Origin of the sequence: Sediminibacterium sp., assembly GCF_051861365.1 — a bacterium.
In the GTDB taxonomy this organism is placed as follows: Bacteria; Bacteroidota; Bacteroidia; order Chitinophagales; family Chitinophagaceae; genus Sediminibacterium.
Map to the genome: position 1 here is coordinate 50,747 of NZ_JBHYCW010000002.1, position 21,750 is coordinate 72,496.

A 21,750-nucleotide genomic window follows, 5' to 3' on the forward strand; every position below is an offset into this window, starting at 1 on the left:
GGCTTTTGACTTTTAACTTTTGACTTAATCTATTTATCATGTCCACCATCTATACCAAAAAAGTTGAAGTCCGCTGGAGCGACTTAGACCCTAATTTTCATCTGCGTCATTCTGTTTATTATGATTGGGGTGCTTATGTGAGAATGTCATTCATGACTGAAAACGGTATTACTCCTTCCCTTTTACAGCAATACCAGATAGGTCCGATATTGTTTAGAGAAGAATGTGTTTTCAAAAGAGAAATCAGTTTTCATGACAGCGTGGAACTCACTTTACAGATTAGTAAGTCAACGCATGATATGAGCCGTTGGACCATGAAACATGAAATCTGGAAAAATAAAGACACCCTTAGTGCGATCTTACAGATTGACGGTGCATGGTTAGATACACAGAAGCGCAAACTTGCTATACCACCCGATTCTTTCAGAGCGATATTCGATACTATACCAAAGAGCGATGATTTTGTTTGGATAGAGGGCAAGTAATAAAATCAAGTCTTGGGCGTCAATGCTTCATCGATGGCTTTCTTCAACCAAGGAACTGTACCCATCCCATATCCCGATGTATGGAATATAATTTTTCCTTCTTTATCTACAACCACATGTGTTGGGAATAAATTGATACCGTATTGAGATGAAACATAAGAACCTCCATCAACGATCCCATATTCAAATGGCATTTCCTTCAAGAATTGTTTAAGATCATAGGACTGATCCAATGCTACAGCTAAAAAAATAACATCATCTCTTTCTTTAAAACCCTCCACCATGTTATTGAGATGGGGAATTTCCATCCTACATGGCGGACAATTAATGAACCAAAAGTTGAGTACTACTACCTTACCCTTCAAATCCTTTAACACATATTTCTTTCCATCCATTGTTACCAGCTTCGCATTGGAAATAAGATTACCTGTTTTGAAAAATTTGCTTTCATTGGGTTTGGGCATTTTTTCATCACGGGCAATCTTCTCAGATTCACTCATCCTTACCAACAAAAATTCAACAGGATTAGCTTTAGGATCGACGATTCGAATATTATAATCACCCGATTGCAACAGCTTTTGCCAAATTGCATATGGGTAAACCATACCGGAAGAATCTTTTACGATTGAACTTGCATTCAATCTAATGTTTGTTGATGGAGCTTGGGCAGAGAGTGTTACTACGCTCAGAAAGAGTACAATACTGCAAAGAATTTTCATAGGTGCATTTTTCTACAACCAATATACTTTCTTTCTGAAAATAAAAAAAGTCCTGAACGCTGTTGCGCCAAGACTTTATAACATGAATTAGTTAAGAGATTAATACTCCCAATGGAAAGAAGCACGTGCAGTTTTTACATTTCTGCGCACTTTCCAGAGGTCAATGGCTCCGAATGGAGCACTTACAGTTGCTTTTTTGGTGTTGATCACATCAACAGCTACGGTTTCTTTTACCTCTCTTACCAGTTCTTTCAGTTCTTCTGCTTCTAATTGTACAATAGAAGGCATAACATTACTCTTCATAATATTTCGTTTTATTCTTTACAATAAAATTTCGTTGAGCAGAATCAGGGGGAAATGTAGTCAATCGTTGGTGCAGTAATCAAAGCAAACCCGCGAGATGTTATTACCTGCTCATTTTCAGGGTGCAAAAGTACTGCGTTTTATTTTCACAGAAAAATAAAACTGTCAATTAGTTGTTAATTCGGCTTCTACGCGTGCTGAGTGGCGATATCCGGTGTTGATTGGTCACAAAGAGGCACGGCGCCTCTGTTTTTGCGTACAATCCTTGAAAACAAACTGATTTCTTTATCAAAAAGAAAACGAAAAAACAGTTTGGTCCAAGAAGTATGATAAGCCAGTGAATTATAAAATCCCGGAGCTGTTTCTCTAATCGCAGGCAAGCGATTCCAGGGAATAGAGGGAAAATCATGATGTTCATTATGATATCCTACATTAAACGCTACATGATTCAATACACCATAATAACTATAGGTTTCCTGCTCTCCATGGGTTAAATAATGTTCCTGAATCCATCTGGCACCCAAAGGATGCAGACCCACTGAAAAGAAAAAACTGAGGACTAGAAATACCAAAGCTTTGGGCCCCCATAACAAAGTAATCCCTCCTACAAAAACAATCTGTACGATCCAATTCAAAGCAATCCATCCATCAAAGGGTTTGATCTCTTTTAATCTGGATATTCTGAACAACTGAAAAAAAGGATAGAACAATAACCAAATCACCTTACCAATAAAATAATGATTGATAAGCTTGGCTTCCCAATGATTGGGCAAATCCCCATCTAATTCATGTACACCTTGAAAAGAATGGTGTTTGATATGATAACGTTCAAAAGATACTGAACTGGGAAAGATCAAAGGAATATTGGCAAATATGCCGGATAACCTGTTTGCAACCGGCGATTTGAAGATCAATCTGTGTGAACATTCATGGATCATCACAAATAAAGCATGATCTGCAAAAGCACCTAATAAGTAAGCCGCCGCAATCACTACCCACCAAGGTAGACCTGATAAGAGAAAAGCTCCTACCAATTGAAACAGTACCAATCCTACAATAGCAAAGATGGTATATGGATTCTTTCCAATCAGGTTTCTGATCTCAGGATGCTCTTTAAGAATGGTTTTGGTACGGCCACGATGGGGCTCCGGTGTCTGTGAATAGACAAAGTTGGTTTTGGTAGCAGTCATACGCCAATATAGGGCTAAATCGTTATAAACCAATAAATTGTTCATCAATATGTTGTGGTCTGCAAAAACACTGATTTGATGAATTATGCATAGGATTCACAGCACCGACTTACCTTTACATAAAAAATAAGTTGAAATATCTTTTTTTGATCGCAGCGATCTGGCTGAGTGCTTGTTCTACCAAAGAGCAAACCTATATACCCGCAGAAAATGCCCTGGATGCCGGCAGAGAGTTTATTGACGCCTGTTTGAAAGGTGATTTTTCAAAAGCTAAATTCTATATGCTGGACGATAGTACCAATATAGGTCATCTGAATAGGGCTGAAACAAAGTTCAGGGGGTTAGACAAAGAAGGCAGACAACAGTTGAGAACTGCATCCATCAATATCAGTGAGGTAAGTGATATTGATACGGTTCAAACCATCATTTATTATAGCAATTCATTCGATCAACAGCCATTAAAGATCAAAGTCATCAAACAAAAAGAAGAATGGCTGGTTGATTTTAAGTATACCTTCAATCCAAATCTTTAAGATAAGACACCACAATAAAGCAATCAATCATGCAACAAAATGTTCTTCACCCTTGGCACGGCGTTCACTATGGTGAAAATGCGCCCAGAGTCGTTAATGCTGTCATTGAGATTCCGCAAGGGTCTCGATGTAAATATGAGATTGATAAGGAAACAGGGTTATTAAAACTGGATCGGGTCATTTTTTCATCCTTCTACTACCCCATCAATTATGGTTTTATTCCACAATCATATGGTGGTGATAAAGATCCATTGGATATTCTTGTCATTACATCTTTATCCGTACAACCTTTAACCTTAATGGATGCCAAGGTAATTGGCGTAATGCAAATGATCGATGGCGGCGACCCTGATGATAAAATTATCGCTGTAGCTGCTACCGACCCGGGTGTAAATCATTATAACAATATCGAAGAACTACCTAAGCACTTCTTCGATGAACTTAGACATTTTTTTGAAGAATATAAAAAACTGGAGAACAAATCTGTTGTAGTGGAAGATTTTGGAGATAAAGCAAAGGCGTTGAGTATTGTAGAAGAAGCCATCGATTTTTATAAAAAGAACTTCGGTTCCAAATAAGTAAATATGAACACAACCACCATTATTCTGCTGATCATGATTGGACTTGCTGCCGGTTTTTTAAGCGGGCTGGTGGGTATCGGCGGGGGAATTATTATTGTTCCTGCATTGGTTTTCTTATTGGGCTTTACCCAGAAACAAGCGCAGGGTACCTCATTGGGGATCATGCTTCTCCCCATCGGTATTTTAGCTGTTATTCAATACTATAAACAAGGTTATTTGAATGTCAATTATGTACTGATCGTAGCTTGTGCTTTTGTGGTGGGAGGTTTTCTGGGAAGCAAGCTCGCATTGTCTTTGAGCGATGAGAAAATGAAGAAAGTATTTGCTGTCATTCTCTTTCTTATCTCGCTGAAAATGCTTTTTTTTGATAAGACCCCTGATAAGAAAACAAGCATATCCGGTCACCCCACAACTGTTACGGAAAAAAACAATCATAAAGGCTAAATCGGAATGATTCTGCCCTTATCTTTGCCAAAATTTATAACAAATGGAAGCAAAACAATCCACTGCTAAATACTGGGCTCTCTGCTTTTTCTGGTTAGCCGCTATGATCACTTTGTTATTTGTATATCGTGAATTTTTCTGGCTGGCACTACCCGGCACTGTTACCTATTTCGCAAAAGCAATGGATATCATGTAATCCATCACCATTATAAAAGAAAGAGGCTGTATCACACCATTGATGCAGCCTCTTTCTTTTACCATGGTTTATAGGCCATGGACTATGAATCATAAGCCATCAACCAAATCGCAAAATTCTCATTTTTTCCCTCATCTTTCTTTTACCATGGACTAATGACCATGGACTATGGACTATGAACCATGAGCCCCCTCCCCCTATGTATATCGTCTAATGATCCTCAAACTATGTGTACGCATACCTGTTTTGCCATGTATGATCCCCATATTATCAATGGGATCGATTCTAACTTGCCCTGAAGCATGTATAATTTTATCCGGAGAAAGTAAAATCCCTACATGTGTGATCTTTCCTTCTGCGTTATCAAAAAAAGCAAGATCACCACAACGTGTTTCTTGTAAGAATCCAACAGATTCACCTAATGCAGCTTGCTGATAAGCATCTCTGGGTAATGTTCTACCAAAAAAACGATAGATCTGTTGAGAGAACCCACTACAATCTATACCCGTTACAGATCTTCCACCCCATAAATAGGGTGTGTTAAGGTATAACTCAGTTCTCTCAAGGAGTGTCGTCTCATTAAAAACAGCATTTTTAGCATCCCATATACTTCCGGCATAACGAAATGTATATCCACCCCATGTATGATCTGTAAGAAATTGTAATGGAGTACCGGCACCAACATACAAAGCTGTATCATCTATCATTACAACGCTACTATGATCTTCACTGAGTAATGATTCCTGATCATTTGATGGCAGTTCTTCCAATACTGCAAGTTGACTTTTTTGACACCACCCTTCATACCGGTCATACAATGATTGTACTTTTAAAAAATCGGTATCGGTGTCCAAAATAACTGCGGGCTCACCCATCAATAGTTGGCTCACCATTTCACTTCTGTGTGAATGCTGAAGTCGCATCGGACAAACAGCTACGATTGGAATCACATAACTCATTGAAAGGAATTTATGATCAAGATATGGAAATTTGCAAGTTGGGCATCTAATAATAAATACCTATTTTGAATTGTGCATTCTGAGAAGTATTCCCATATCAGCGATACAGAATTACTGGAACGTTTTTATATAGACGGGAATAATGAATGGCTGGGAATTCTACTTGAACGATATACTTTTCTTTTATTGGGTGTATGCATGAAGTACCTCAAGAATGAAGAAGAATCTAAAGATGCAGTACAACAGATCTTTCTAAAAGTCATCACCGAACTGGGCAAGTATAAAGTAGCTTATATCAAAAGCTGGCTTTATATGGTAGCCAAAAATCACTGTCTGATGAAACTGCGCGATAAGCATATTTTTGTATCGGCAGAAGCACATGAAGAGCTCACTTCTTCAGAAATAGATAAACAAAGCCTACTCGATAAAGAACATAGCCTGGGCTTACTGGAACAGTCTTTACAAGAATTGAATGAAGAGCAGAAAACATGCGTAACTTTATTCTACCTGCGTAAAATGAGTTATCAGGAAATAGTGGATCAAACCGGATATACGCTTTTACAAGTGAAAAGTCATATCCAAAATGGGAAAAGAAATCTCAGGATATCTGTTGAAAAGAAAATGAAACAACGCTGAATGACCGATCTGAAAGACATATTACACCAGGATGAAGAAATGAATCAGGAAGATCTTCTTCGCTATCTGGAAGGCAATGCCACTCCCGAAGAGCGATTTGCTATCGAAAAACAAATGGCCGATTCAGATTTTTTGAATGATGCAGTAGAAGGACTTCAGGATTTTCAGGATAAAAAGAAATTACAGCAGTACGCCGCACAACTTAATATTCAACTACGCAAACAAACAGCAAAAGAAAAAAAACGAAAACTCAAAAGGGGCATTAAAGACCAAAATTGGGTATTGATTAGTATTGTTACCATTCTTCTGCTTTGTATCCTTGCTTATCAGGTGATTCGGATGTTTTATGCCAACAGATAATCTTTATTGTCTACACAATCGCTGAATCAGATTTTGATGCGTCGGAAAATTCCGGATCAGTTCTTCAGCTTTTGCCAATTCAAAATCCGCAAAATCAAAAGCAGGCGCTACGGTACAACCCACTAATGAAAAAACACCTGTCGGCGCAGTCTCGGATGCAAACCAACTGCCGGCAGGGACTACATATTGATACACGGCATCTTCAGTATTTCCAAGGGTGATGGTTTCGGCTCTCCCATCTTCATAAAGCACATGTATCCATAAAGGGTCGCCACTATAAAAATGCCAGCACTCATCACTTTTAATGCGATGAAAAGCAGAAAAATTTCCTTTTTCGAGTATAAAATAGATTGCTGATGAAAAATACCTATCACCTATGAAACGATCGGGTAAGGCAGTAGTAGGAATAGATTCGATACTTCGATAGGTTTCGCTATAAAAACCACCTTCCGGATGAGGCTTCAGGTCAAAACGTTGAACCAATGTTGCTACTGTTGGATGCATGTACAAATATCAGGTGATCAGTATCAATTTTTGTGGTAATGAAAAATATTCAGCTTTGATTTTTTCGAGATTCTCTTTTTTATTGAAAAGATCATAATACTCATCAATATCGATGTGTTTGTTTTCTTTATTCACGTACACTGGTCCGGATACAGAACTATCTGTTTCATTTTCAAATTGAACTGTTCGAACAACACCGCTGACTACAGCATTTTCCTTCAGCATGCATTTGTTTTTACAGATTACATTCCCTTCTACAAGCCCCCCTATTACAATTTCATGGCAGAGAATATCACCATTGACAGTGGCTTTACTGTCGATGATTACTTTATTATTACAGAAAATAATGCCTTTAAAATCGCCCTCAATACGAATGGGTGAGATGGTACGAATGATCCCAAAATAGAAACCTCCGGAAACTACCTGAACTGCCGGAAGCATAGGCTCGGTTTTGCTTTTTTTGAGAAAAAACATAGGATAAACCCCATTTTATTGATATGGGACATTCAAGATAACCAAAAAAACCGGATAGTCATGGCTAAAAAGCCATAATCATCCATGTTCACAAATAAATAATTTGTGTATCTTGAAGCACAAATATTAGCTACACGTAGATTTATGTTATTTATTGACTGTTTTTAAACTTCAAACCATGAATAAGTTCAGAGAGCAATTACTGCATGACCCCAATACCAATTTTGGAAATCAATCTTTTTCAGAAGAAAAACTGGTGATTACGAAGTCTACCAATGTATCGGGGGTACTTGATTCAGAGAACGATATTGTACTGGACGGCAATTTCAATGGTGTATTGTACAGTAAAAAAACAGTACATATCACTCCTTCCGGTGTAATGACAGGTGTAATTATCTGTAACGATATAAAAGTGGAAGGCGAATTTGAGGGATCATTATACGGCTTACGCGTGAATCTATGTAAAGATTCGGTATTGAAAGGAAGCATTCATTGTACCATTATCAATACTGAAATGAATCAGTATGTGGATGCCAATATCAAATTGATCAGTCTCGAAACCAATGCTTTTGAAGCCAGTTCATTGGATTTATATACGCATTTGAAAGAGGTATTTGGTAAAAACAATAAAGACAATAACTACCTGAATATTTTCCAAGAAAAAATGTCGCAGGTAAAGCCTTCCAATAAGTTTTACCATCAAACGATTTATGTAGCGCCTAATCCGCCTTCTTCCGGAAGTTCGGATAATAGTGAAGTAATTGAACCGGATCAATCCTAATAACTAAACCTTCTATCATAAAAAGTCATCCACCTAAGGTGGATGACTTTTTTTATGTGTCCAGCTTTAACAGAACCTCCAACAAGTGCATAGCAAATAATCGTAACTTTGCAGACGCACGGGGTCGTACTGGTTTTGACAGCATATGGTACGGTTGGTGTAAGCATGCAGTGCGTTGGATAATTAGCACTTAAATCTGAATATTCAAACTTCAAATGGCAATACACAGTATGCCATGGCTGCCTAATCAGTGATTAGTTAGTCATTTGGGCCGCCGCACAGGTTGATCTGTTACCAGGTGCCGCCGCCGACTCAAAATAAACACAGGTTGCTGCAACAGAAGGCTGTGACTGTTGCTTAAGACCATCCAGCTAAGTGTAGTGTTGGTTTGTTCATGTCCGGCAGTACACCGACAAATAATCATGAAATAAGCATGTAGAAAGCTAATGGTAGCGATGTTTGGACAGGGGTTCGACTCCCCTCGACTCCACTAAAGCAGGAAATACAAATTGTTTTCCTGCTTTTTTTATATAAGATATTGGGTTAATAGATAGGTATACTGCTATTTATCCAAAATGTTACTCAAACAAGAAAAACAAAAGAATGTATTTTTACGATAGATGAAATATTGTGTAACGTTTTTTCTACTCTTATTATCTGTCAGTCTTATCGCAAATGACAGTCTTCTTATTTCAAGACTATTACAACGCATTGATTATTTACAGGCAAAGGACAATGCAGTATTTCCGAAAGGAAGTATCCCCTCATACCGCATGTATGCGCTCAATAAAACACGGTATAAAGCAGATATCAATCCTTTTTTTACAGGTCTTGTCGCTTTCACGCTAGAGGACATAAAGAAGGACTTATCTACTACACAACAAATACAGGCTAGTACGATCATCCATAATACTCAATCTGTTTACCCGATATTCCAAAACAGGAAAAACAAAAGGCATACTTATAATTTTTGGCCTACTGAGCACCCGCAGATATTTCCCCATTCTGGTTGGCTCAACTTATTTAATAAAAGCAGATCCTTGCCCGATGATCTTGATGACACGGTAATAATATTAATGGCACAAAGAAGCCATGATTCAATAGCAAAAGCGATTCATCAATTGATGCAGGGTTATACCAATAATGAAAATAAAAAAGTAACCAACACTTTTCCTGAATACAAGAAAGTAGGCGCTTATTCAACCTGGTTTGGTGAAAAAATGCCGGTTGATTTTGATATCAGTGTATTGTCGAATGTTTTGTACTTCGTTCAGTTGTATAACTTAGAATGGACCGCCGCCGACTCTGCCAGTTTGTATTTGATTGAAGACATGATTAAGACTAACAAACATGTTCAGTCTGCCAATTATGTTTCTCCACATTATGCAACGCTGCCAAATATCTTATACCATGTTTCAAGACTGATGTCATTAAGACCAATCCCATCATTGGAGCAACTAAAACCTCAACTGATTGAGGATACGAAAAAGGCGTTGACTTCTGCTACCTCTTTCATGGATAAGATATTATTGAGCACTTCCTTACTTCGCTGGGGTGTTGAGCCTCCTGAAATAATTATTGATGAAAGTAAAAGCTTGATTGATCTGATAGAAGATGAACAGTTCTATTTCTTTATCGCCAGTATGGCTTCTATGTTGCCCGACCCATGGAAAAAAAGGGTCACCAATATGGGAGTAGGTACCTTTTATTATTACTGTCCTGCTTATAATAATCTGTTATTACTTGAAAATCTTATCTGGCAAAAAAGAAGAAGAAAGTAAATCTTTGTTAGCAATATCAGAAATACAAAAGCGCTCAACCATTGATATAGTTGAGCGCTACTAATTTTTGATGATCTCTTATTTGAACAATCGCCAGAAGTCTAATCCTAAGGCATATGCCATCAATCCTAACAATAAAATCATACCTACCATCTGCGCATACTCCATGAATTTATCTCCGGGTTTACGTCCGGTGATCATTTCAATGAGTGTGAAAAGCGCATGTCCACCATCCAAAGCAGGAATAGGTAAAATATTCATGAATGCTAGTACAATGGAGAAGATGCCGGTTAATGTCCAGAAGCGTTCCCAATCCCATACACCAGGGAATGTATTACCAATACTGATTACACTACCTAATGAATCACTTGCATCCACCTTACCTGTAAATATTTGTTTGATACCGGTGATATAACGATCTAAGGTTTCCCAACAACGATTAAAGCCAACAGGGATCGCTTCCATGAAAGTAAATTCTTTCGTTACTGTACCAAACATGGTCAAAGGAGACACTGCAAAAAAGCCGAGTTTACCTTTATCATTCACACGAGCCCTCACATCAACAGTATCTGCTCCACGTAATACAGAAATGGTAACAATAGAATCTTCGTATCCTTTGATCAATTGCTGGTATTGATGATAGAATTGAAAAGCAGTTCCATTCAAACCAATCAAGGTATCTCCTTTACGCAGTTCGTTTTGAGTAAATACGGCATCTTTCGAAGAAACAGAATCTACAATAGCAGGATATTGCGGAACAATCATCCCCCCCGTTCTTCTGTTTTTCACCAGTTGCTTGATGAATCCTTCCGGAATCTTAAGTTCTTGTGTAGTACCATTTCTTTCTACTTTGATGCTCTGTGCATCATTGAGCATCAGCTCTGATTCAAGTGTACCAAAATTTTCAATGGTTTTTTGATTGATACCAACGATTTTATCTCCATCCTGAATACCAATGGATCTTGCCAGTGAATCGGCATGGATCCCATATTTCAAATTTTGAACCGGTAAATACTCTTCCCCCCATTTCCATGTGATCCCGATAAAAATAACAATGGCTAAGATCACATTCACTACTACCCCACCGATCATAATGATCAAACGTTGCCAAGCCGGTTTTGCACGAAACTCCCATGGTTGTGGGGGCAATTTCATTTGCTCTTTGTCCATGCTTTCGTCAATCATACCGGCAATCTTCACATAACCGCCAAAGGGTACCCAACCCAATCCATATTCAGTTTCTCCTTTTTTGGTTTTCCAAAGACTGAACCATGGATTGAAGAACAGATAGAATTTCTCTACTCTACATTTGAACCAGCGTGCCGGTAAAAAATGTCCCAGTTCATGAAGAACCACGAGTATCGAAAAAGATAAAATGAATTGTCCGGCCTTGACCGCCACACTACTCCAATCAATTGCTAATAATGTCATACAGGTTACTGCTGTGTTTTAAATGTCTACAATCTTTCTCTTGTGCAGTGATAAAGAATTGGTGGTGAAAATAGGAAAAAGATTACAGGTGAATTAAAGTGGCGGCGAAATTTCGAGCTTCACCATCAGTTTCAAAATATTCTTCCAGCGTAGGTTGCTCAATAAAAGGGGTTTTACGCATGGTTTGTTCCACCACTTCTGTCATATCCAAAAAGCCGATCCGGTTGCGCAAAAATGCAAAAACAGCGATCTCATTGGCTGCATTGAGGATACAGGGCATATTTCCTCCCTTGTACAATGCCTCGGTAGCCAATGCTAAATTGCGAAAGGTTTTGGTATCGGGTTCTTCGAATGTAAGGATGTTAGGTTTTTTAAAATCATACCTCGGAAAAGCATTGGGTATCCTTTGAGGAAAAGCCATGGCATACTGAATGGGTAATTTCATATCCGGCAAACCCATTTGCGCTTTGATACTTCCATCTTCAAACTGAACCAAACTGTGTATGATACTTTGTGGATGTACCACCACTTCTATTTGATCAGGCCTTAAATTGAACAACCATCGAGCCTCGATCATTTCTAATCCCTTATTCATCAGGGTTGCAGAGTCGATACTGATCTTTGCCCCCATGCTCCAGTTGGGATGTTGCAGTGCATGATCTCTTTTGACATTCACTAAAAAATTGGGCTTCTTGCCAAGAAAGGGGCCACCACTCGCTGTCAATACTATTTTTTCGATCTTGTTTCTTCCCTCACCCACCAAACATTGAAAGATAGCCGAGTGCTCACTATCTACCGGTATAACGGGAACATTTTTTTCCAATGCCATGCGCATCACAATATCACCTGCCACAACCAATGTTTCTTTATTGGCAAGTCCGATTGCCTTTCCATTGGAAATGGCCATCAATGTTGGTTTCAATCCGGCATAACCTACAATAGCAGCCAACATCATATCATAACAATCCATGGCTGCGGCTTCTACCAATGCTTTCTCTCCTGCAAACACTTTGATATCAGTAGAAGATAGTGCGTCTTTAACGTTTTGGTACTTTCTCTCGTCGCCTATTACGACCAGATTGGGATTGAACTGTAAGGCTTGTTTAATCAGCAATTCATCATTGCTTTGAGCTGTAAGGATCTCTGCAGAAAACAAATCAGGATTAGCCGCAATTACATCCAACGCTTGTGTACCGATAGATCCTGTAGACCCGAATATGGCGATTCTTTTCTGATTCATAGGAATGTTCCGCAATTTGCGGGCATAGTTACACAATATATGCCAAAAAAAAGAGTTGGCATCATGCGATGAAACTTATCGGATATAATGATCTGCTAATTTTCATCCCATGTAAAATAGACTTACGATGATTGCCTAGAAAAGTTTGGGTACTTGCACTAGCTCTGAACAAAAGAATTCAATCCATCTGCTAATACGCGATCGTTACTCAATCTGGGTACTTTATTCTGACCACCTAATTTCCCAATCGATCGCATATAATCAATGAAGCCATTCTTCCTGACCCTATTGATTTGCAGTCGTTGTAAAATATTCCCCCTGATCAAATCATCGTAATACACATTCTTCTCTCGCAGGTTATTATCCGTTTGTTCAATGAAAGCGTTCATGTCATCCGGTTCTTTTTCAAATTCAATGAACCATTCATGATAGCTTTTTCCTTCTCCTTGGGCTATCATGGGGGCCACGGTAAATTCAACAATACTGGCACCGGTTGCTGTTGCTGCTTTCAGTAAAGCCGCTTCTACTTCTTCTCCAATCACATGCTCACCAAAAGCAGATATAAAATGCTTGATTCTTCCCGTCACCACCAAACGATAAGGATCGGTACTCACGAATTTCACGGTATCGCCAATATTATATCCCCATAACCCTGCATTGCTATTGATGATCAGTGCATAATTCTGTCCAATTTTAACGTCTTTCAGACTTAAGCGAGTAGGGTTTTCTGAAAAGATTTCGCCTGCCGGAATAAACTCGAAAAAAATACCGCTATTGGTATTCAGCAAAAGTCCATATGCCTCTTGACTATCCTGAAAAGCAAAAAATCCCTCACTGGCCGGGAACAGTTCAATCGAATCCACTTTTCGTCCAATACTTTCAAAAAGTTTTGCTCGGTAGGGTTCAAAATTGACCCCCCCTTGTACCATCACGCTAAAATTCGGGAACAAGTCTCCTACTTTCTTACCACTTTTCTCGATAAGCCGATCGAAATACATCTGCATCCAAGGTGGGATACCGCTGATCAGACTCATGTCTTTTCGAATGGTTTCTTCAACGATTTTGTCCAATTTGGTTTCCCAGTCTTCAATACAATTGGTTTCATAGCTGGGCAATTGGTTGGTGCGCAGATAACTGGGTATATGATGGTTGACGATACCGCTCAATCGACCGGTTGGTACACCACCTACTCTTTCCAGTTCAGGAGAACCGCTCAAAAAGATCATTTTACCACCGGCAAATGCACTATTGCCAGTCTCAGCCATATAACATAATAGCGCATTACGGGCTGTATTAATATGATTGGGAATCGAATCTTTGGTGATGGGTATATATTTTACTCCACTGGTAGTACCGCTGGTTTTAGCAAAATAGATGGGTTTCCCTTTCCAAAGTACATTTTCCTTACCCTCTTTTACCTGGCTGATATAGGGTTTCAGCAATTCATAGTCTCGTATAGGAATGGCCTGATGAAACTCGTCATAAGTATGTACGGCCTCCAAATGATGGTCTTTCCCAAAAACAGTTCCCTTCCCAATTTTAAGGAGCTGTTTGAGAATTGCGTCCTGGTCTGAAAGGGCATTACTGCTGTTTCTACGTATCTGTTTATGGATGTATTGGGCAAAAGGTTTTGCCAATAAGGATTTCAGGTTCATATCAAATGAGCGGTCTTGAAGACCGGTAGGGGCAAAAATAGACAGAAGTTGGGGTTTATGGGGATAAAGGATACTAATATTCTAAATAATTAAAAATCAACCAAATGCAAAAAATTAGGAGTGATTGTAATAGCGGAACTGTATAATCTATTCAACAAAAGAGATGTATTTTCATTTTTCCACGCCCGTGAATAGAATTATTTGAAAAATCTTTGCAAAATTTCCCTTCAAATCCTTACCTTTGCCGTCCTAATTTTGGATAGCTATGTTAGCAGTTGTAAAAATCGCAGGTCAGCAATTTAAGGTACAGGAAGGACAAAGCCTGTATGTTCCTCACCTGCAGGGTAAAACCGGAGATAAAGTAGAGTTCACCGATGTATTGTTTACAGACAATGCTGGTACCGTTGCGGCGGGTAGTCAAGTAAAAGCTACCGTTAAAGCTGAGATCATCAGTGATCTGGTACAGGGTGATAAAGTGATCGCCTTCAAAATGAAAAGAAGGAAGGGCTTCCGTAAGAAGCATGGTCACAGAACCCACTATACTCGTATCAAAATCGAAAGCATCGCTTAGTAAAAAACATGATCTTGTTTCATACCTGTGTAACAGTGAAACAGATTTTAAAACAATAAACCATGGCACACAAAAAAGGTGAAGGTAGTGTAAAGAACGGCCGCGATTCACAGAGCAAACGTCTCGGTGTAAAGATTTATGGTGGTCAGCCTGCTATCGCTGGTAATATCATTGTTCGTCAGAGAGGTACTGTTTACCATCCGGGTAAAAATGTAGGTGTTGGATCTGACTATACTTTGTTTGCATTATCAGACGGTATCGTTGAATTTAAAAAAGGAAGAAACGACAAGACAACTGTTTCAGTTAGTCCCGTTGCAGAGACTGCATAAAAAAATTTTTTGTAGTTACAAATAAGTTTTTATTTTTAATGTATTATTTACTAACCATTAAATCTAAAAAACATGGCAACTGCAAAAAAAGCTGCTAAGAAAGCTGCACCAAAGAAAGCTGCTAAAAAAGCTGCTCCTAAAAAAGCTGCAAAGAAAGCTGCTCCTAAAAAGGCTGCTAAAAAAGCTGCTCCTAAGAAAGCTGCTAAAAAAGCTGCTCCTAAGAAGAAAGCTGCTAAGAAAGCCGCTAAAAAGAAGTAATCTTAGTTTAGCTTTAGCTAAAATAGATTTGAAAGTCCCGCAAAATGCGGGACTTTTTTTGTGCTAACTTCACCCTCCTCTTATACATTTTCAGTATGACCAACGAAGCTATTGCGGCTAATTTTTCATTATTATCGAAACTCATGGACATCCATGGTGACAATGCTTTTAAAGCCAAATCCTATGCCAGTGCTGCTTTCAGCATAGACAAACTACCCGTTGAATTATCTAGCCTGTCTCATGACAAAATTTTTGTTCAGAAAGGAATTGGAGAAAGTACCGGAAAGAAAATCATTGAACAATTGGAAACGGGCAGACTTTCTGTTTTGGATGACTACCTTTCTAAAACACCGGAAGGAATTATTGAGATGTTGGGGATCAAAGGTATCGGTCCAAAGAAAATTGCTACCATTTGGAAAGAATTGGAAATAGAAACTTTAGGGGAACTGTTATACGCTTGTAACGAAAATCGTTTAACACTCTACAAAGGATTTGGAGAAAAAACGCAGCATAATATTAGAGAAGCCATTGAGTTTTATTTCAATTCCTTGGGTAGCTATCTCTACCAGCAGATGGAAGAATTTGAACCCAAAGCCACCAAAAAGCTATTAGAAAGCTTCTCCGAAGTATCATTTTTATCCACAGGAGCGTATCGAAAACAGCATGAAATTGTGGATATCCTTGAGTGGGTTACAACAGCTTCATTAGAACAATTGAAGTCATTTTTTATCCAACATCAATTTACAATTGTCACTGAAAATACATCTTACTTATCCGTAAAAGCAATAGAAAATGTAACGCTTGGATTTTTTATTGCTTCTACTGATTCCTATTTTCAACGACAATTTGAAACGAGTTGCAGCGAAGAATTCTTATTGGCTTGGCAAGAAATGTACCCATCCTATGCTTCTATCACATACCCTTCAGAAGAAGCCATTTTTGAGCAAGCAGGTATTGCTTATATCCCACCCTACTATCGTGAAGATCCATCAGTGATAGAAGAAGCCAAAAAGCAATCGCTTCCCGTAGTTATTCAACCGGAAGATATCAAAGGAATCATCCATAGCCATAGTAAATGGAGTGATGGAAGTCATAGCCTGGAAGAAATGGCAAAAGCCGCAAAAGAACAGGGATTGGAATATTTGGTAATCAGCGACCATTCTAAATCTGCCTTTTATGCCAGTGGATTAGACATTGAGCGGGTAATTGCGCAACACCAACAAATTGATGAACTCAATCAGCAACTAGGATCCTTTCGCATTTATAAAAGCATTGAAAGTGATATCCTGAATGATGGGAGTCTTGACTATCCCGATGAAGTTCTTGCAACATTTGACATCATCATTGCTTCTATTCACTCTAACCTCAAAATGCCGCAGGATAAAGCCATGATGCGTTTGATCAATGCGATTGAAAATCCTTATACCAGTATTCTGGGGCACATGACCGGCAGACTTTTACTGAGTAGAAATGGGTATCCCGTTGATCATGCAAAAATCATTGATGCCTGTGCCGCCAACGATGTAGTAATTGAGCTGAATGCTCACCCACGCAGATTGGATATTGATTGGCGTTGGATTGGCAAAGCTTTGGATAAAGGTGTATTGATCTCTATCAATCCTGATGCCCACGCTATTGATGGATTTAAAGATTGCCGATATGGAGTACTGGCTGCCCAAAAAGCCGGATTAACGAAAGAACAGAATCTCAGTAGTTTTTCGAAAGAGCAATTCGAGTCATTCTTAGTACAACAACACTCCAAAAGACCCTAATCAAATAACCAAATTTTAGGTAATAGCTACCGGTAATTGTATAAAGAAAGTAGTACCAACACCTTCTTCAGTTTCAAACCAAATGCGTCCATTCGCATTCTCAACAATCCCTTTACACATGGCTAGACCTAATCCTGTGCCCGAAGATTTGGTTGTAAAGTTGGGCGTAAATATTTTCGACTGCATAGATATTGGGATACCTCCTGCATTGTCTTTAATAGACAAATACACCGCCTCATTCTTCACTTCTAATGAAACAACAACTTCAACCGCTTCTTCACCGGATCTTGCTTCCGATGCATTCTGTAATAAATTCGTCAATAAACGACTCATTTGTACCCTGTCTGCCAATACAGGTATAGAACGGTTTTGAGGTTCCCAATGAATCTGTAATCCGGGATGTGTTTGATACAATCGAACAACCGAATCAATGACTTCCTGAAGATTCAGTTTCTCGATCTGAGCATTCCCAATATTGGCAAACTGTGAAAACTCTCCGGCTATTTTAGAGAGCTGATCAATCTGTTCAATGAGTGTAACAGCCATATTCGATGTTAGCTGTTTAACATCAGGAGCCCCATTCAAAATGGCTTTTTGAAGATATTGTATACTCAACTTCATGGGCGTAAGCGGATTCTTGATCTCATGCGCCACCTGTCTTGCCATTTCTCGCCACGCGCCTTCCCTTTCGCTTCTGGCCAGTGCTTGTGCACTTTCTTCTAGCTTTTTTACCATTTTATTATACTCTGCTACTAACAAGCCAATCTCGTCATTGCGCGTCCAGATAATTTCCTGGTTGTCTTTACCGATATTCATTTGCCGCATCTTCTCACCAATCAAACTGAATGAGGCAGTAATCCTGCTGGTTAAAAAGAAAGCGATGGCACCTGCAACCAGAAAGATAAAAGCATTCAAATTGATCAATGTTGCCAAAAAACCGGATATCTCCTGGTTTAATTCATTCTGTGAATTGAGGTATGGAATATTCAGGTATGCATAGTTTTCTCCGGATTCATCCGAAAGCGGTACATAAATACTCAAATATTCAAAATCCCCTACTTTTTCTGATTGGATATAGCGGATATTATTATCAAAATGCAATTGCTGATACGCCCTAGGCTCCATTTGGGTACTGAGCAAATGCTTATTGTAGATATAAGGCTGTGTTGAAACCAGCAGGTTCCCATTGACATCATAAAAATTGACATCTACATTATGCAAATCAGAAACTTCAGCAATATCTCTTTCCAAGGTTTTTGTGAGTACATTACTTTGAACCGTTAATACATCATCAAAACTAAACTGTGAATTCAGTTTACTGTTGATCTCATTACCCATGACCTGAATGGTCTTGGACAAACGTTCTTCGTTGCTTCTGTTGAATCGGATGATGAAGAAGGAAATAGTGGCAATACCAATCACTACAAATGAGAAAACGCTCAGGAATATAATGGTGGATTGTATCTGTGTTCGAATATTGAACCGGAATAGTTTTTTAATCTCACTCCATTTGAATCTTGCTTTTAACAATTGTCCGCCGGTATGAAATAAGAAAACTATGAATAAAAATGAGCAAAATAGATAGGCAAACAAGGTCAACGACTCTACCAACCAGGTATTTCTTTTGACCAAAAGCACCTGTTTATCATCTCCACTATTATACCATAACTCACTATAGTCTCCTACTACTTTATAAGTATATTCAAATTCAGGTACTTCTTTTCTATTGAGGCGCGATGGGAAACTATACGTATTGAAATAATTGATCAAAGCACCTTTGTTATAAATAGCATAGGCATAATTCGTATTCAAATCCGAAGACAGATCCTGTGCTTGATTGAATAATTCTGGGTATAAAGCTTCGCTTTTATAGCGCTTAGATTTTGCGATCACAAAAATGTAGCCCAAGGTGTTTTTTCGATCTTTTACTTGTTTTTGATAGAGATAACTAAACCCTTCACCGGTATTATCATAACTGTATAATCCCGGGATCACGGTAGGTCTTGCCTGATTTAGGACAATAGTCTTAATAGCAGCATAATCAGTGGAGTCTTCATTGTATAAAGGATGGTAGAGACTATCAAATGTATAAATACGGGTATCATATTTATTAAGGTACCCTGAAAAGTTCTGATTGATGAGACTATCCTTGATAAACTTATTCGTATACTCACTTTGAAAGCGATAAAAGTTTTGTTTTAAAAACTCATCATCAAAGTTAGTAGCAGCAATATTCAACAAATTTTCTCCTGATGGGTCCACCTGCAATGCTAGTTTTTGTGCGATCCTCTTACGTTGCTCAAACTCTGTGATCCGATTTTCATACATCACCACTGCAGCTATGGAAAAAGTAAAGAACATCACCCAAAAAATGAAAAAAGGTGACCGCAATAAAGGCAAATGCAAGTCTGATTTACGTAAATGTAAAATGACGAGGTATAAAATCAACCATAACAATACACCTAATCCTGATGGAATCTCTTTACTTGAATAAAATACTAGTAAACACAGAAATCCACTGACTGCTACAGTAATGGCTTGTTCAAACAAAGGAAATTGACGTTCTGTTATGGGTCGGAGAATAATCTGTGAGAATTCAAAAAAGCTGAGGACGAGAAAACATAAGATCACGAAAGAAATAACGCTGTAAAAATCAAGGCTAAAAAAGTTGGTTACATCTGTTGATATTTTTGAGTCTTGAACCAGACTTTTAATGACTCCTGCCACCAAATAACCCATGAATGTGAGCAAAAAAACAGCTCCATAGTTCCTGATTTTAACCGGTAGTGGCCTTATAAACCAAGTCTTGCCATCTGTATAATTTTTATAGACACCAATTAACCAAAACAATAAAACAGCATTGACCAATAAATCTCCTAATGATGGATGTAATACATTAGAAGCATAGATGGAAGGATCGTACAATGGCAGTTTGGAATAATCAAAAGGAAAATTAAATTGATAAGCAATCAGTCGAATGAATACAACCAATCCTATCAACAAGATATAACCCATTCGAAATCCATTTCTTTGCATTACTTCTACACAAATGGAATGTAGAAAAATCAACAAAAAAACAATTGCGAGAACCCGCAATCCAATGGTGACGCTATCGTAAGACAGAAAGGATTTGCCCGGTTTTAATCGAATCCCAAATAACTCATCGCCTTTGTTGTTATAAATCGGCAGTACGCCTTCCCCGGGCACTGTGATCAACTCATATTGCTCATCCAATCCGTTATACCCTGCGAAATCACTATGGAGATATTTGTTTTCAATGAAATAAGACCATCGTATCGGTATCATACCTACCACCAATAGCTCACCATCATTTATTACAACCTTCTTCTTAATGATCTCAAATTCTCCATTTCGTTTTACGGAGAACCAGCTACTATCTTGTCTGTATAAGTCATCCGGCACGATATAATATTGATTGGTGTTCCAGTACAACAATGAGGGAGAGGAATCCCTATCGAGATCATAAATGAATAAACCATATCCCTCTTTTACCATTTTTTCTTTCTGATCATTGTTATTGGGTCCGATCAGTGCATTGATGCTAGTTGTATCTTGTACCAGCTTTTCTAGTTTCTCTTCTAGGCGGGCTATTCTTTGTGAAAGTTTTGATTGAACTTTTTCAGGTGATGCATTATAACTCCAGTAGTTGATGAAAATAAATGAGAAAGTATACAACCATGCGGCTGTAATGATCAAATAACCATGCCTATACATTGCTTTTTTAAGTGTACTGATCAAGGTGTTCATTTTTTCTTTTTGATCTCATTCCAGAGCTCATCCATGGCTTCCAGTGACATATTAGCCAACTGAAGACCTTTCTCTGCTGCCATCTTTTCCATCTCTTGAAAACGGTACATAAACTTTTTATTTGTTCGTTCTAAAGCCGCTTCAGCGTCAACCTGCAAAAACCGTGCATAATTGATCAAACTAAAAAGCAAATCCCCAAACTCCTCCTCGATTGCCTCTTTTTTTTCAGATTGAACAGCTTCCAGCAATTCTCCGGTTTCTTCCTGCACTTTTTTCCATACATCCTCCCGATTATCCCACTCAAAACCTACTTGTTTTGCTTTTTCCTGAATTCTTGCCGCTTTCACGACAGCAGGTAAAGATTGAGGAACACCACTCAGAACAGACTTTTTGCCTTCTTTCATCTTAATCTGTTCCCAATTTCTTTTTACATCTTCTGCATCATTTACTTTCACATCACCATAAATATGTGGGTGACGATTGATCAACTTAGCAGCAATTCCATCGATTACCTCTTGTAACACAAACTGCTGCTGTTCTGTACCAATCTTACTGTAAAAGAGAATATGCAGCATCATGTCACCCAACTCTTCTTTGATACCCTTCCAATCATTGGCGTCAATAGCATCTGCAAGCTCATAAGTTTCTTCGATGGTCATTGATCGAAGCGTATGGATGGTCTGTTTACGATCCCATGGACATTGCTCGCGCAGTTCATCCATGATGGTTACCAATTTTAAAAAGCTATTCGCCAATTCATTCATAATCTTTCAATTCATG

General features: G+C 38.5%; 24 protein-coding genes and 1 other RNA gene. 14 read left to right on the forward strand and 11 right to left on the reverse strand.

Annotation, left to right across the window (positions count from 1 at the left end; genetic code table 11):
- The first annotated feature begins 38 nt into the window (after window positions 1-38).
- Window positions 39-485 (forward strand): acyl-CoA thioesterase, encoded by a 447-nt coding sequence (locus tag ACTIEV_RS01060; protein ID WP_322194826.1) that lies wholly within the window; start codon window positions 39-41, stop codon window positions 483-485.
- Between the two features lie 5 nt (window positions 486-490).
- On the opposite strand, the gene ACTIEV_RS01065 is transcribed toward ACTIEV_RS01060, so the two are convergent.
- From ACTIEV_RS01065 to ACTIEV_RS01075, 3 genes are all read right to left on the reverse strand, one after another.
- Entirely contained in the window at window positions 491-1,204 is a 714-nt protein-coding gene (locus ACTIEV_RS01065; protein ID WP_322194824.1) for a TlpA family protein disulfide reductase, read from the reverse strand.
- Window positions 1,205-1,303: 99 nt separating this feature from the next.
- On the reverse strand, window positions 1,304-1,507 hold the full coding sequence (locus tag ACTIEV_RS01070; protein ID WP_178886995.1) for a hypothetical protein: 204 nt from the start codon (window positions 1,505-1,507) through the stop codon (window positions 1,304-1,306).
- A gap of 188 nt (window positions 1,508-1,695) precedes the next feature.
- Window positions 1,696-2,742 carry a fatty acid desaturase gene (locus ACTIEV_RS01075; RefSeq protein WP_439515895.1) on the reverse strand — a complete coding sequence of 349 codons (1,047 nt, stop codon included), beginning with the start codon at window positions 2,740-2,742 and terminating at the stop codon, window positions 1,696-1,698.
- A 101-nt stretch (window positions 2,743-2,843) separates the two neighbouring features.
- On the opposite strand from ACTIEV_RS01075, the gene ACTIEV_RS01080 reads away from it, so the two are divergent.
- From ACTIEV_RS01080 to ACTIEV_RS01095, 4 genes are read left to right on the forward strand one after another with little or no spacing between them, the layout of a single operon-like run.
- Window positions 2,844-3,230 carry a hypothetical protein gene (locus ACTIEV_RS01080; RefSeq protein WP_322194820.1) on the forward strand — a complete coding sequence of 129 codons (387 nt, stop codon included), beginning with the start codon at window positions 2,844-2,846 and terminating at the stop codon, window positions 3,228-3,230.
- A gap of 29 nt (window positions 3,231-3,259) precedes the next feature.
- The gene (locus ACTIEV_RS01085) at window positions 3,260-3,808 is read left to right on the forward strand and encodes an inorganic diphosphatase (protein WP_178886991.1); all 549 of its coding nucleotides are present in this window, start codon (window positions 3,260-3,262) and stop codon (window positions 3,806-3,808) included.
- A 6-nt stretch (window positions 3,809-3,814) separates the two neighbouring features.
- On the forward strand, window positions 3,815-4,255 hold the full coding sequence (locus ACTIEV_RS01090) for a sulfite exporter TauE/SafE family protein (protein WP_322194818.1): 441 nt from the start codon (window positions 3,815-3,817) through the stop codon (window positions 4,253-4,255).
- Between the two features lie 43 nt (window positions 4,256-4,298).
- Window positions 4,299-4,451, forward strand: coding sequence for a hypothetical protein (locus ACTIEV_RS01095; protein WP_178886987.1), 153 nt, complete (start codon window positions 4,299-4,301; stop codon window positions 4,449-4,451).
- A gap of 197 nt (window positions 4,452-4,648) precedes the next feature.
- Here ACTIEV_RS01095 and ACTIEV_RS01100 read toward each other — a convergent pair whose 3' ends face one another.
- Complete coding sequence (locus ACTIEV_RS01100; RefSeq protein ID WP_322194815.1) at window positions 4,649-5,410, reverse strand: C40 family peptidase; 762 nt, start codon at window positions 5,408-5,410, stop codon at window positions 4,649-4,651.
- 72 nt (window positions 5,411-5,482) lie between these two features.
- Here ACTIEV_RS01100 and ACTIEV_RS01105 point away from each other — a divergent pair, with 72 nt between their 5' ends.
- Window positions 5,483-6,046 (forward strand): RNA polymerase sigma factor, encoded by a 564-nt coding sequence (locus tag ACTIEV_RS01105; protein WP_322194813.1) that lies wholly within the window; start codon window positions 5,483-5,485, stop codon window positions 6,044-6,046.
- Window positions 6,047-6,406 carry a hypothetical protein gene (locus tag ACTIEV_RS01110; RefSeq protein ID WP_322194811.1) on the forward strand — a complete coding sequence of 120 codons (360 nt, stop codon included), beginning with the start codon at window positions 6,047-6,049 and terminating at the stop codon, window positions 6,404-6,406.
- A 3-nt stretch (window positions 6,407-6,409) separates the two neighbouring features.
- On the opposite strand, the gene ACTIEV_RS01115 is transcribed toward ACTIEV_RS01110, so the two are convergent.
- Both ACTIEV_RS01115 and ACTIEV_RS01120 read right to left on the reverse strand, forming a co-directional pair.
- Window positions 6,410-6,910: a cupin domain-containing protein gene (locus ACTIEV_RS01115; protein WP_322194809.1), complete on the reverse strand. Its 501-nt coding sequence runs from the start codon at window positions 6,908-6,910 to the stop codon at window positions 6,410-6,412.
- A 9-nt stretch (window positions 6,911-6,919) separates the two neighbouring features.
- The gene (locus ACTIEV_RS01120; protein ID WP_250685877.1) at window positions 6,920-7,351 is read right to left on the reverse strand and encodes a bactofilin family protein; all 432 of its coding nucleotides are present in this window, start codon (window positions 7,349-7,351) and stop codon (window positions 6,920-6,922) included.
- A gap of 211 nt (window positions 7,352-7,562) precedes the next feature.
- Here ACTIEV_RS01120 and ACTIEV_RS01125 point away from each other — a divergent pair, with 211 nt between their 5' ends.
- The 3 genes from ACTIEV_RS01125 to ACTIEV_RS01135 all read left to right on the forward strand — a co-directional run bounded on the left by ACTIEV_RS01125 (window position 7,563) and on the right by ACTIEV_RS01135 (window position 9,946).
- Entirely contained in the window at window positions 7,563-8,165 is a 603-nt protein-coding gene (locus ACTIEV_RS01125; protein WP_322194806.1) for a bactofilin family protein, read from the forward strand.
- 120 nt (window positions 8,166-8,285) lie between these two features.
- Window positions 8,286-8,658, forward strand: a transfer-messenger RNA (tmRNA) gene (ssrA, locus tag ACTIEV_RS01130).
- A gap of 127 nt (window positions 8,659-8,785) precedes the next feature.
- On the forward strand, window positions 8,786-9,946 hold the full coding sequence (locus ACTIEV_RS01135) for a hypothetical protein (RefSeq protein ID WP_322194804.1): 1,161 nt from the start codon (window positions 8,786-8,788) through the stop codon (window positions 9,944-9,946).
- 78 nt (window positions 9,947-10,024) lie between these two features.
- Here the strand turns inward: ACTIEV_RS01135 and rseP are convergent, their stop codons facing one another.
- From rseP to ACTIEV_RS01150, 3 genes are all read right to left on the reverse strand, one after another.
- Complete coding sequence (rseP, locus tag ACTIEV_RS01140; RefSeq protein WP_322194802.1) at window positions 10,025-11,377, reverse strand: RIP metalloprotease RseP; 1,353 nt, start codon at window positions 11,375-11,377, stop codon at window positions 10,025-10,027.
- A gap of 82 nt (window positions 11,378-11,459) precedes the next feature.
- Window positions 11,460-12,617: a 1-deoxy-D-xylulose-5-phosphate reductoisomerase gene (locus ACTIEV_RS01145; protein ID WP_322194799.1), complete on the reverse strand. Its 1,158-nt coding sequence runs from the start codon at window positions 12,615-12,617 to the stop codon at window positions 11,460-11,462.
- A gap of 158 nt (window positions 12,618-12,775) precedes the next feature.
- Window positions 12,776-14,272 carry a GH3 auxin-responsive promoter family protein gene (locus ACTIEV_RS01150; RefSeq protein WP_322194797.1) on the reverse strand — a complete coding sequence of 499 codons (1,497 nt, stop codon included), beginning with the start codon at window positions 14,270-14,272 and terminating at the stop codon, window positions 12,776-12,778.
- 265 nt (window positions 14,273-14,537) lie between these two features.
- Between ACTIEV_RS01150 and rplU the strand changes: the two genes are divergently transcribed.
- The 4 genes from rplU to ACTIEV_RS01170 all read left to right on the forward strand — a co-directional run bounded on the left by rplU (window position 14,538) and on the right by ACTIEV_RS01170 (window position 17,202).
- Window positions 14,538-14,843: a 50S ribosomal protein L21 gene (rplU, locus tag ACTIEV_RS01155; RefSeq protein ID WP_178889866.1), complete on the forward strand. Its 306-nt coding sequence runs from the start codon at window positions 14,538-14,540 to the stop codon at window positions 14,841-14,843.
- A 62-nt stretch (window positions 14,844-14,905) separates the two neighbouring features.
- Window positions 14,906-15,172 carry a 50S ribosomal protein L27 gene (rpmA, locus tag ACTIEV_RS01160; protein ID WP_250685885.1) on the forward strand — a complete coding sequence of 89 codons (267 nt, stop codon included), beginning with the start codon at window positions 14,906-14,908 and terminating at the stop codon, window positions 15,170-15,172.
- Between the two features lie 72 nt (window positions 15,173-15,244).
- Window positions 15,245-15,430: a hypothetical protein gene (locus tag ACTIEV_RS01165; protein WP_178889868.1), complete on the forward strand. Its 186-nt coding sequence runs from the start codon at window positions 15,245-15,247 to the stop codon at window positions 15,428-15,430.
- Window positions 15,431-15,525: 95 nt separating this feature from the next.
- Window positions 15,526-17,202 carry a DNA polymerase/3'-5' exonuclease PolX gene (locus ACTIEV_RS01170; RefSeq protein WP_322194793.1) on the forward strand — a complete coding sequence of 559 codons (1,677 nt, stop codon included), beginning with the start codon at window positions 15,526-15,528 and terminating at the stop codon, window positions 17,200-17,202.
- 15 nt (window positions 17,203-17,217) lie between these two features.
- Here ACTIEV_RS01170 and ACTIEV_RS01175 read toward each other — a convergent pair whose 3' ends face one another.
- Together ACTIEV_RS01175 and mazG are read right to left on the reverse strand one after the other, a co-directional pair.
- The gene (locus ACTIEV_RS01175) at window positions 17,218-20,970 is read right to left on the reverse strand and encodes a sensor histidine kinase (protein ID WP_322194791.1); all 3,753 of its coding nucleotides are present in this window, start codon (window positions 20,968-20,970) and stop codon (window positions 17,218-17,220) included.
- On the reverse strand, window positions 20,967-21,734 hold the full coding sequence (gene mazG, locus ACTIEV_RS01180; RefSeq protein ID WP_322194789.1) for a nucleoside triphosphate pyrophosphohydrolase: 768 nt from the start codon (window positions 21,732-21,734) through the stop codon (window positions 20,967-20,969). The genes ACTIEV_RS01175 and mazG overlap by 4 nt, the downstream gene beginning before the upstream one ends.
- Window positions 21,735-21,750: the final 16 nt, after the last annotated feature.

Excerpts from the sequence above, each read along its gene's own strand:
- ACTIEV_RS01065 (WP_322194824.1), bottom strand. The coding sequence starts at position 1,204 with ATGAAAATTCTTTGCAGTATTGTACTCTTTCTGAGCGTAGTAACACTC.
- ACTIEV_RS01175 (WP_322194791.1), bottom strand. The coding sequence starts at position 20,970 with ATGAACACCTTGATCAGTACACTTAAAAAAGCAATGTATAGGCATGGT.
- mazG (WP_322194789.1), bottom strand. The coding sequence starts at position 21,734 with ATGAATGAATTGGCGAATAGCTTTTTAAAATTGGTAACCATCATGGAT.
- rplU (WP_178889866.1), top strand. The coding sequence starts at position 14,538 with ATGTTAGCAGTTGTAAAAATCGCAGGTCAGCAATTTAAGGTACAGGAA.
- ACTIEV_RS01120 (WP_250685877.1), bottom strand. The coding sequence starts at position 7,351 with ATGCTTCCGGCAGTTCAGGTAGTTTCCGGAGGTTTCTATTTTGGGATC.
- ACTIEV_RS01145 (WP_322194799.1), bottom strand. The coding sequence starts at position 12,617 with ATGAATCAGAAAAGAATCGCCATATTCGGGTCTACAGGATCTATCGGT.
- rpmA (WP_250685885.1), top strand. The coding sequence starts at position 14,906 with ATGGCACACAAAAAAGGTGAAGGTAGTGTAAAGAACGGCCGCGATTCA.
- ACTIEV_RS01165 (WP_178889868.1), top strand. The coding sequence starts at position 15,245 with ATGGCAACTGCAAAAAAAGCTGCTAAGAAAGCTGCACCAAAGAAAGCT.
- ACTIEV_RS01170 (WP_322194793.1), top strand. The coding sequence starts at position 15,526 with ATGACCAACGAAGCTATTGCGGCTAATTTTTCATTATTATCGAAACTC.
- ACTIEV_RS01090 (WP_322194818.1), top strand. The coding sequence starts at position 3,815 with ATGAACACAACCACCATTATTCTGCTGATCATGATTGGACTTGCTGCC.
- ACTIEV_RS01060 (WP_322194826.1), top strand. The coding sequence starts at position 39 with ATGTCCACCATCTATACCAAAAAAGTTGAAGTCCGCTGGAGCGACTTA.
- ACTIEV_RS01085 (WP_178886991.1), top strand. The coding sequence starts at position 3,260 with ATGCAACAAAATGTTCTTCACCCTTGGCACGGCGTTCACTATGGTGAA.
- ACTIEV_RS01135 (WP_322194804.1), top strand. The coding sequence starts at position 8,786 with ATGAAATATTGTGTAACGTTTTTTCTACTCTTATTATCTGTCAGTCTT.
- ACTIEV_RS01150 (WP_322194797.1), bottom strand. The coding sequence starts at position 14,272 with ATGAACCTGAAATCCTTATTGGCAAAACCTTTTGCCCAATACATCCAT.
- rseP (WP_322194802.1), bottom strand. The coding sequence starts at position 11,377 with ATGACATTATTAGCAATTGATTGGAGTAGTGTGGCGGTCAAGGCCGGA.
- ACTIEV_RS01125 (WP_322194806.1), top strand. The coding sequence starts at position 7,563 with ATGAATAAGTTCAGAGAGCAATTACTGCATGACCCCAATACCAATTTT.
- ACTIEV_RS01075 (WP_439515895.1), bottom strand. The coding sequence starts at position 2,742 with ATGAACAATTTATTGGTTTATAACGATTTAGCCCTATATTGGCGTATG.
- ACTIEV_RS01110 (WP_322194811.1), top strand. The coding sequence starts at position 6,047 with ATGACCGATCTGAAAGACATATTACACCAGGATGAAGAAATGAATCAG.
- ACTIEV_RS01095 (WP_178886987.1), top strand. The coding sequence starts at position 4,299 with ATGGAAGCAAAACAATCCACTGCTAAATACTGGGCTCTCTGCTTTTTC.
- ACTIEV_RS01070 (WP_178886995.1), bottom strand. The coding sequence starts at position 1,507 with ATGAAGAGTAATGTTATGCCTTCTATTGTACAATTAGAAGCAGAAGAA.
- ACTIEV_RS01100 (WP_322194815.1), bottom strand. The coding sequence starts at position 5,410 with ATGAGTTATGTGATTCCAATCGTAGCTGTTTGTCCGATGCGACTTCAG.
- ACTIEV_RS01115 (WP_322194809.1), bottom strand. The coding sequence starts at position 6,910 with ATGCATCCAACAGTAGCAACATTGGTTCAACGTTTTGACCTGAAGCCT.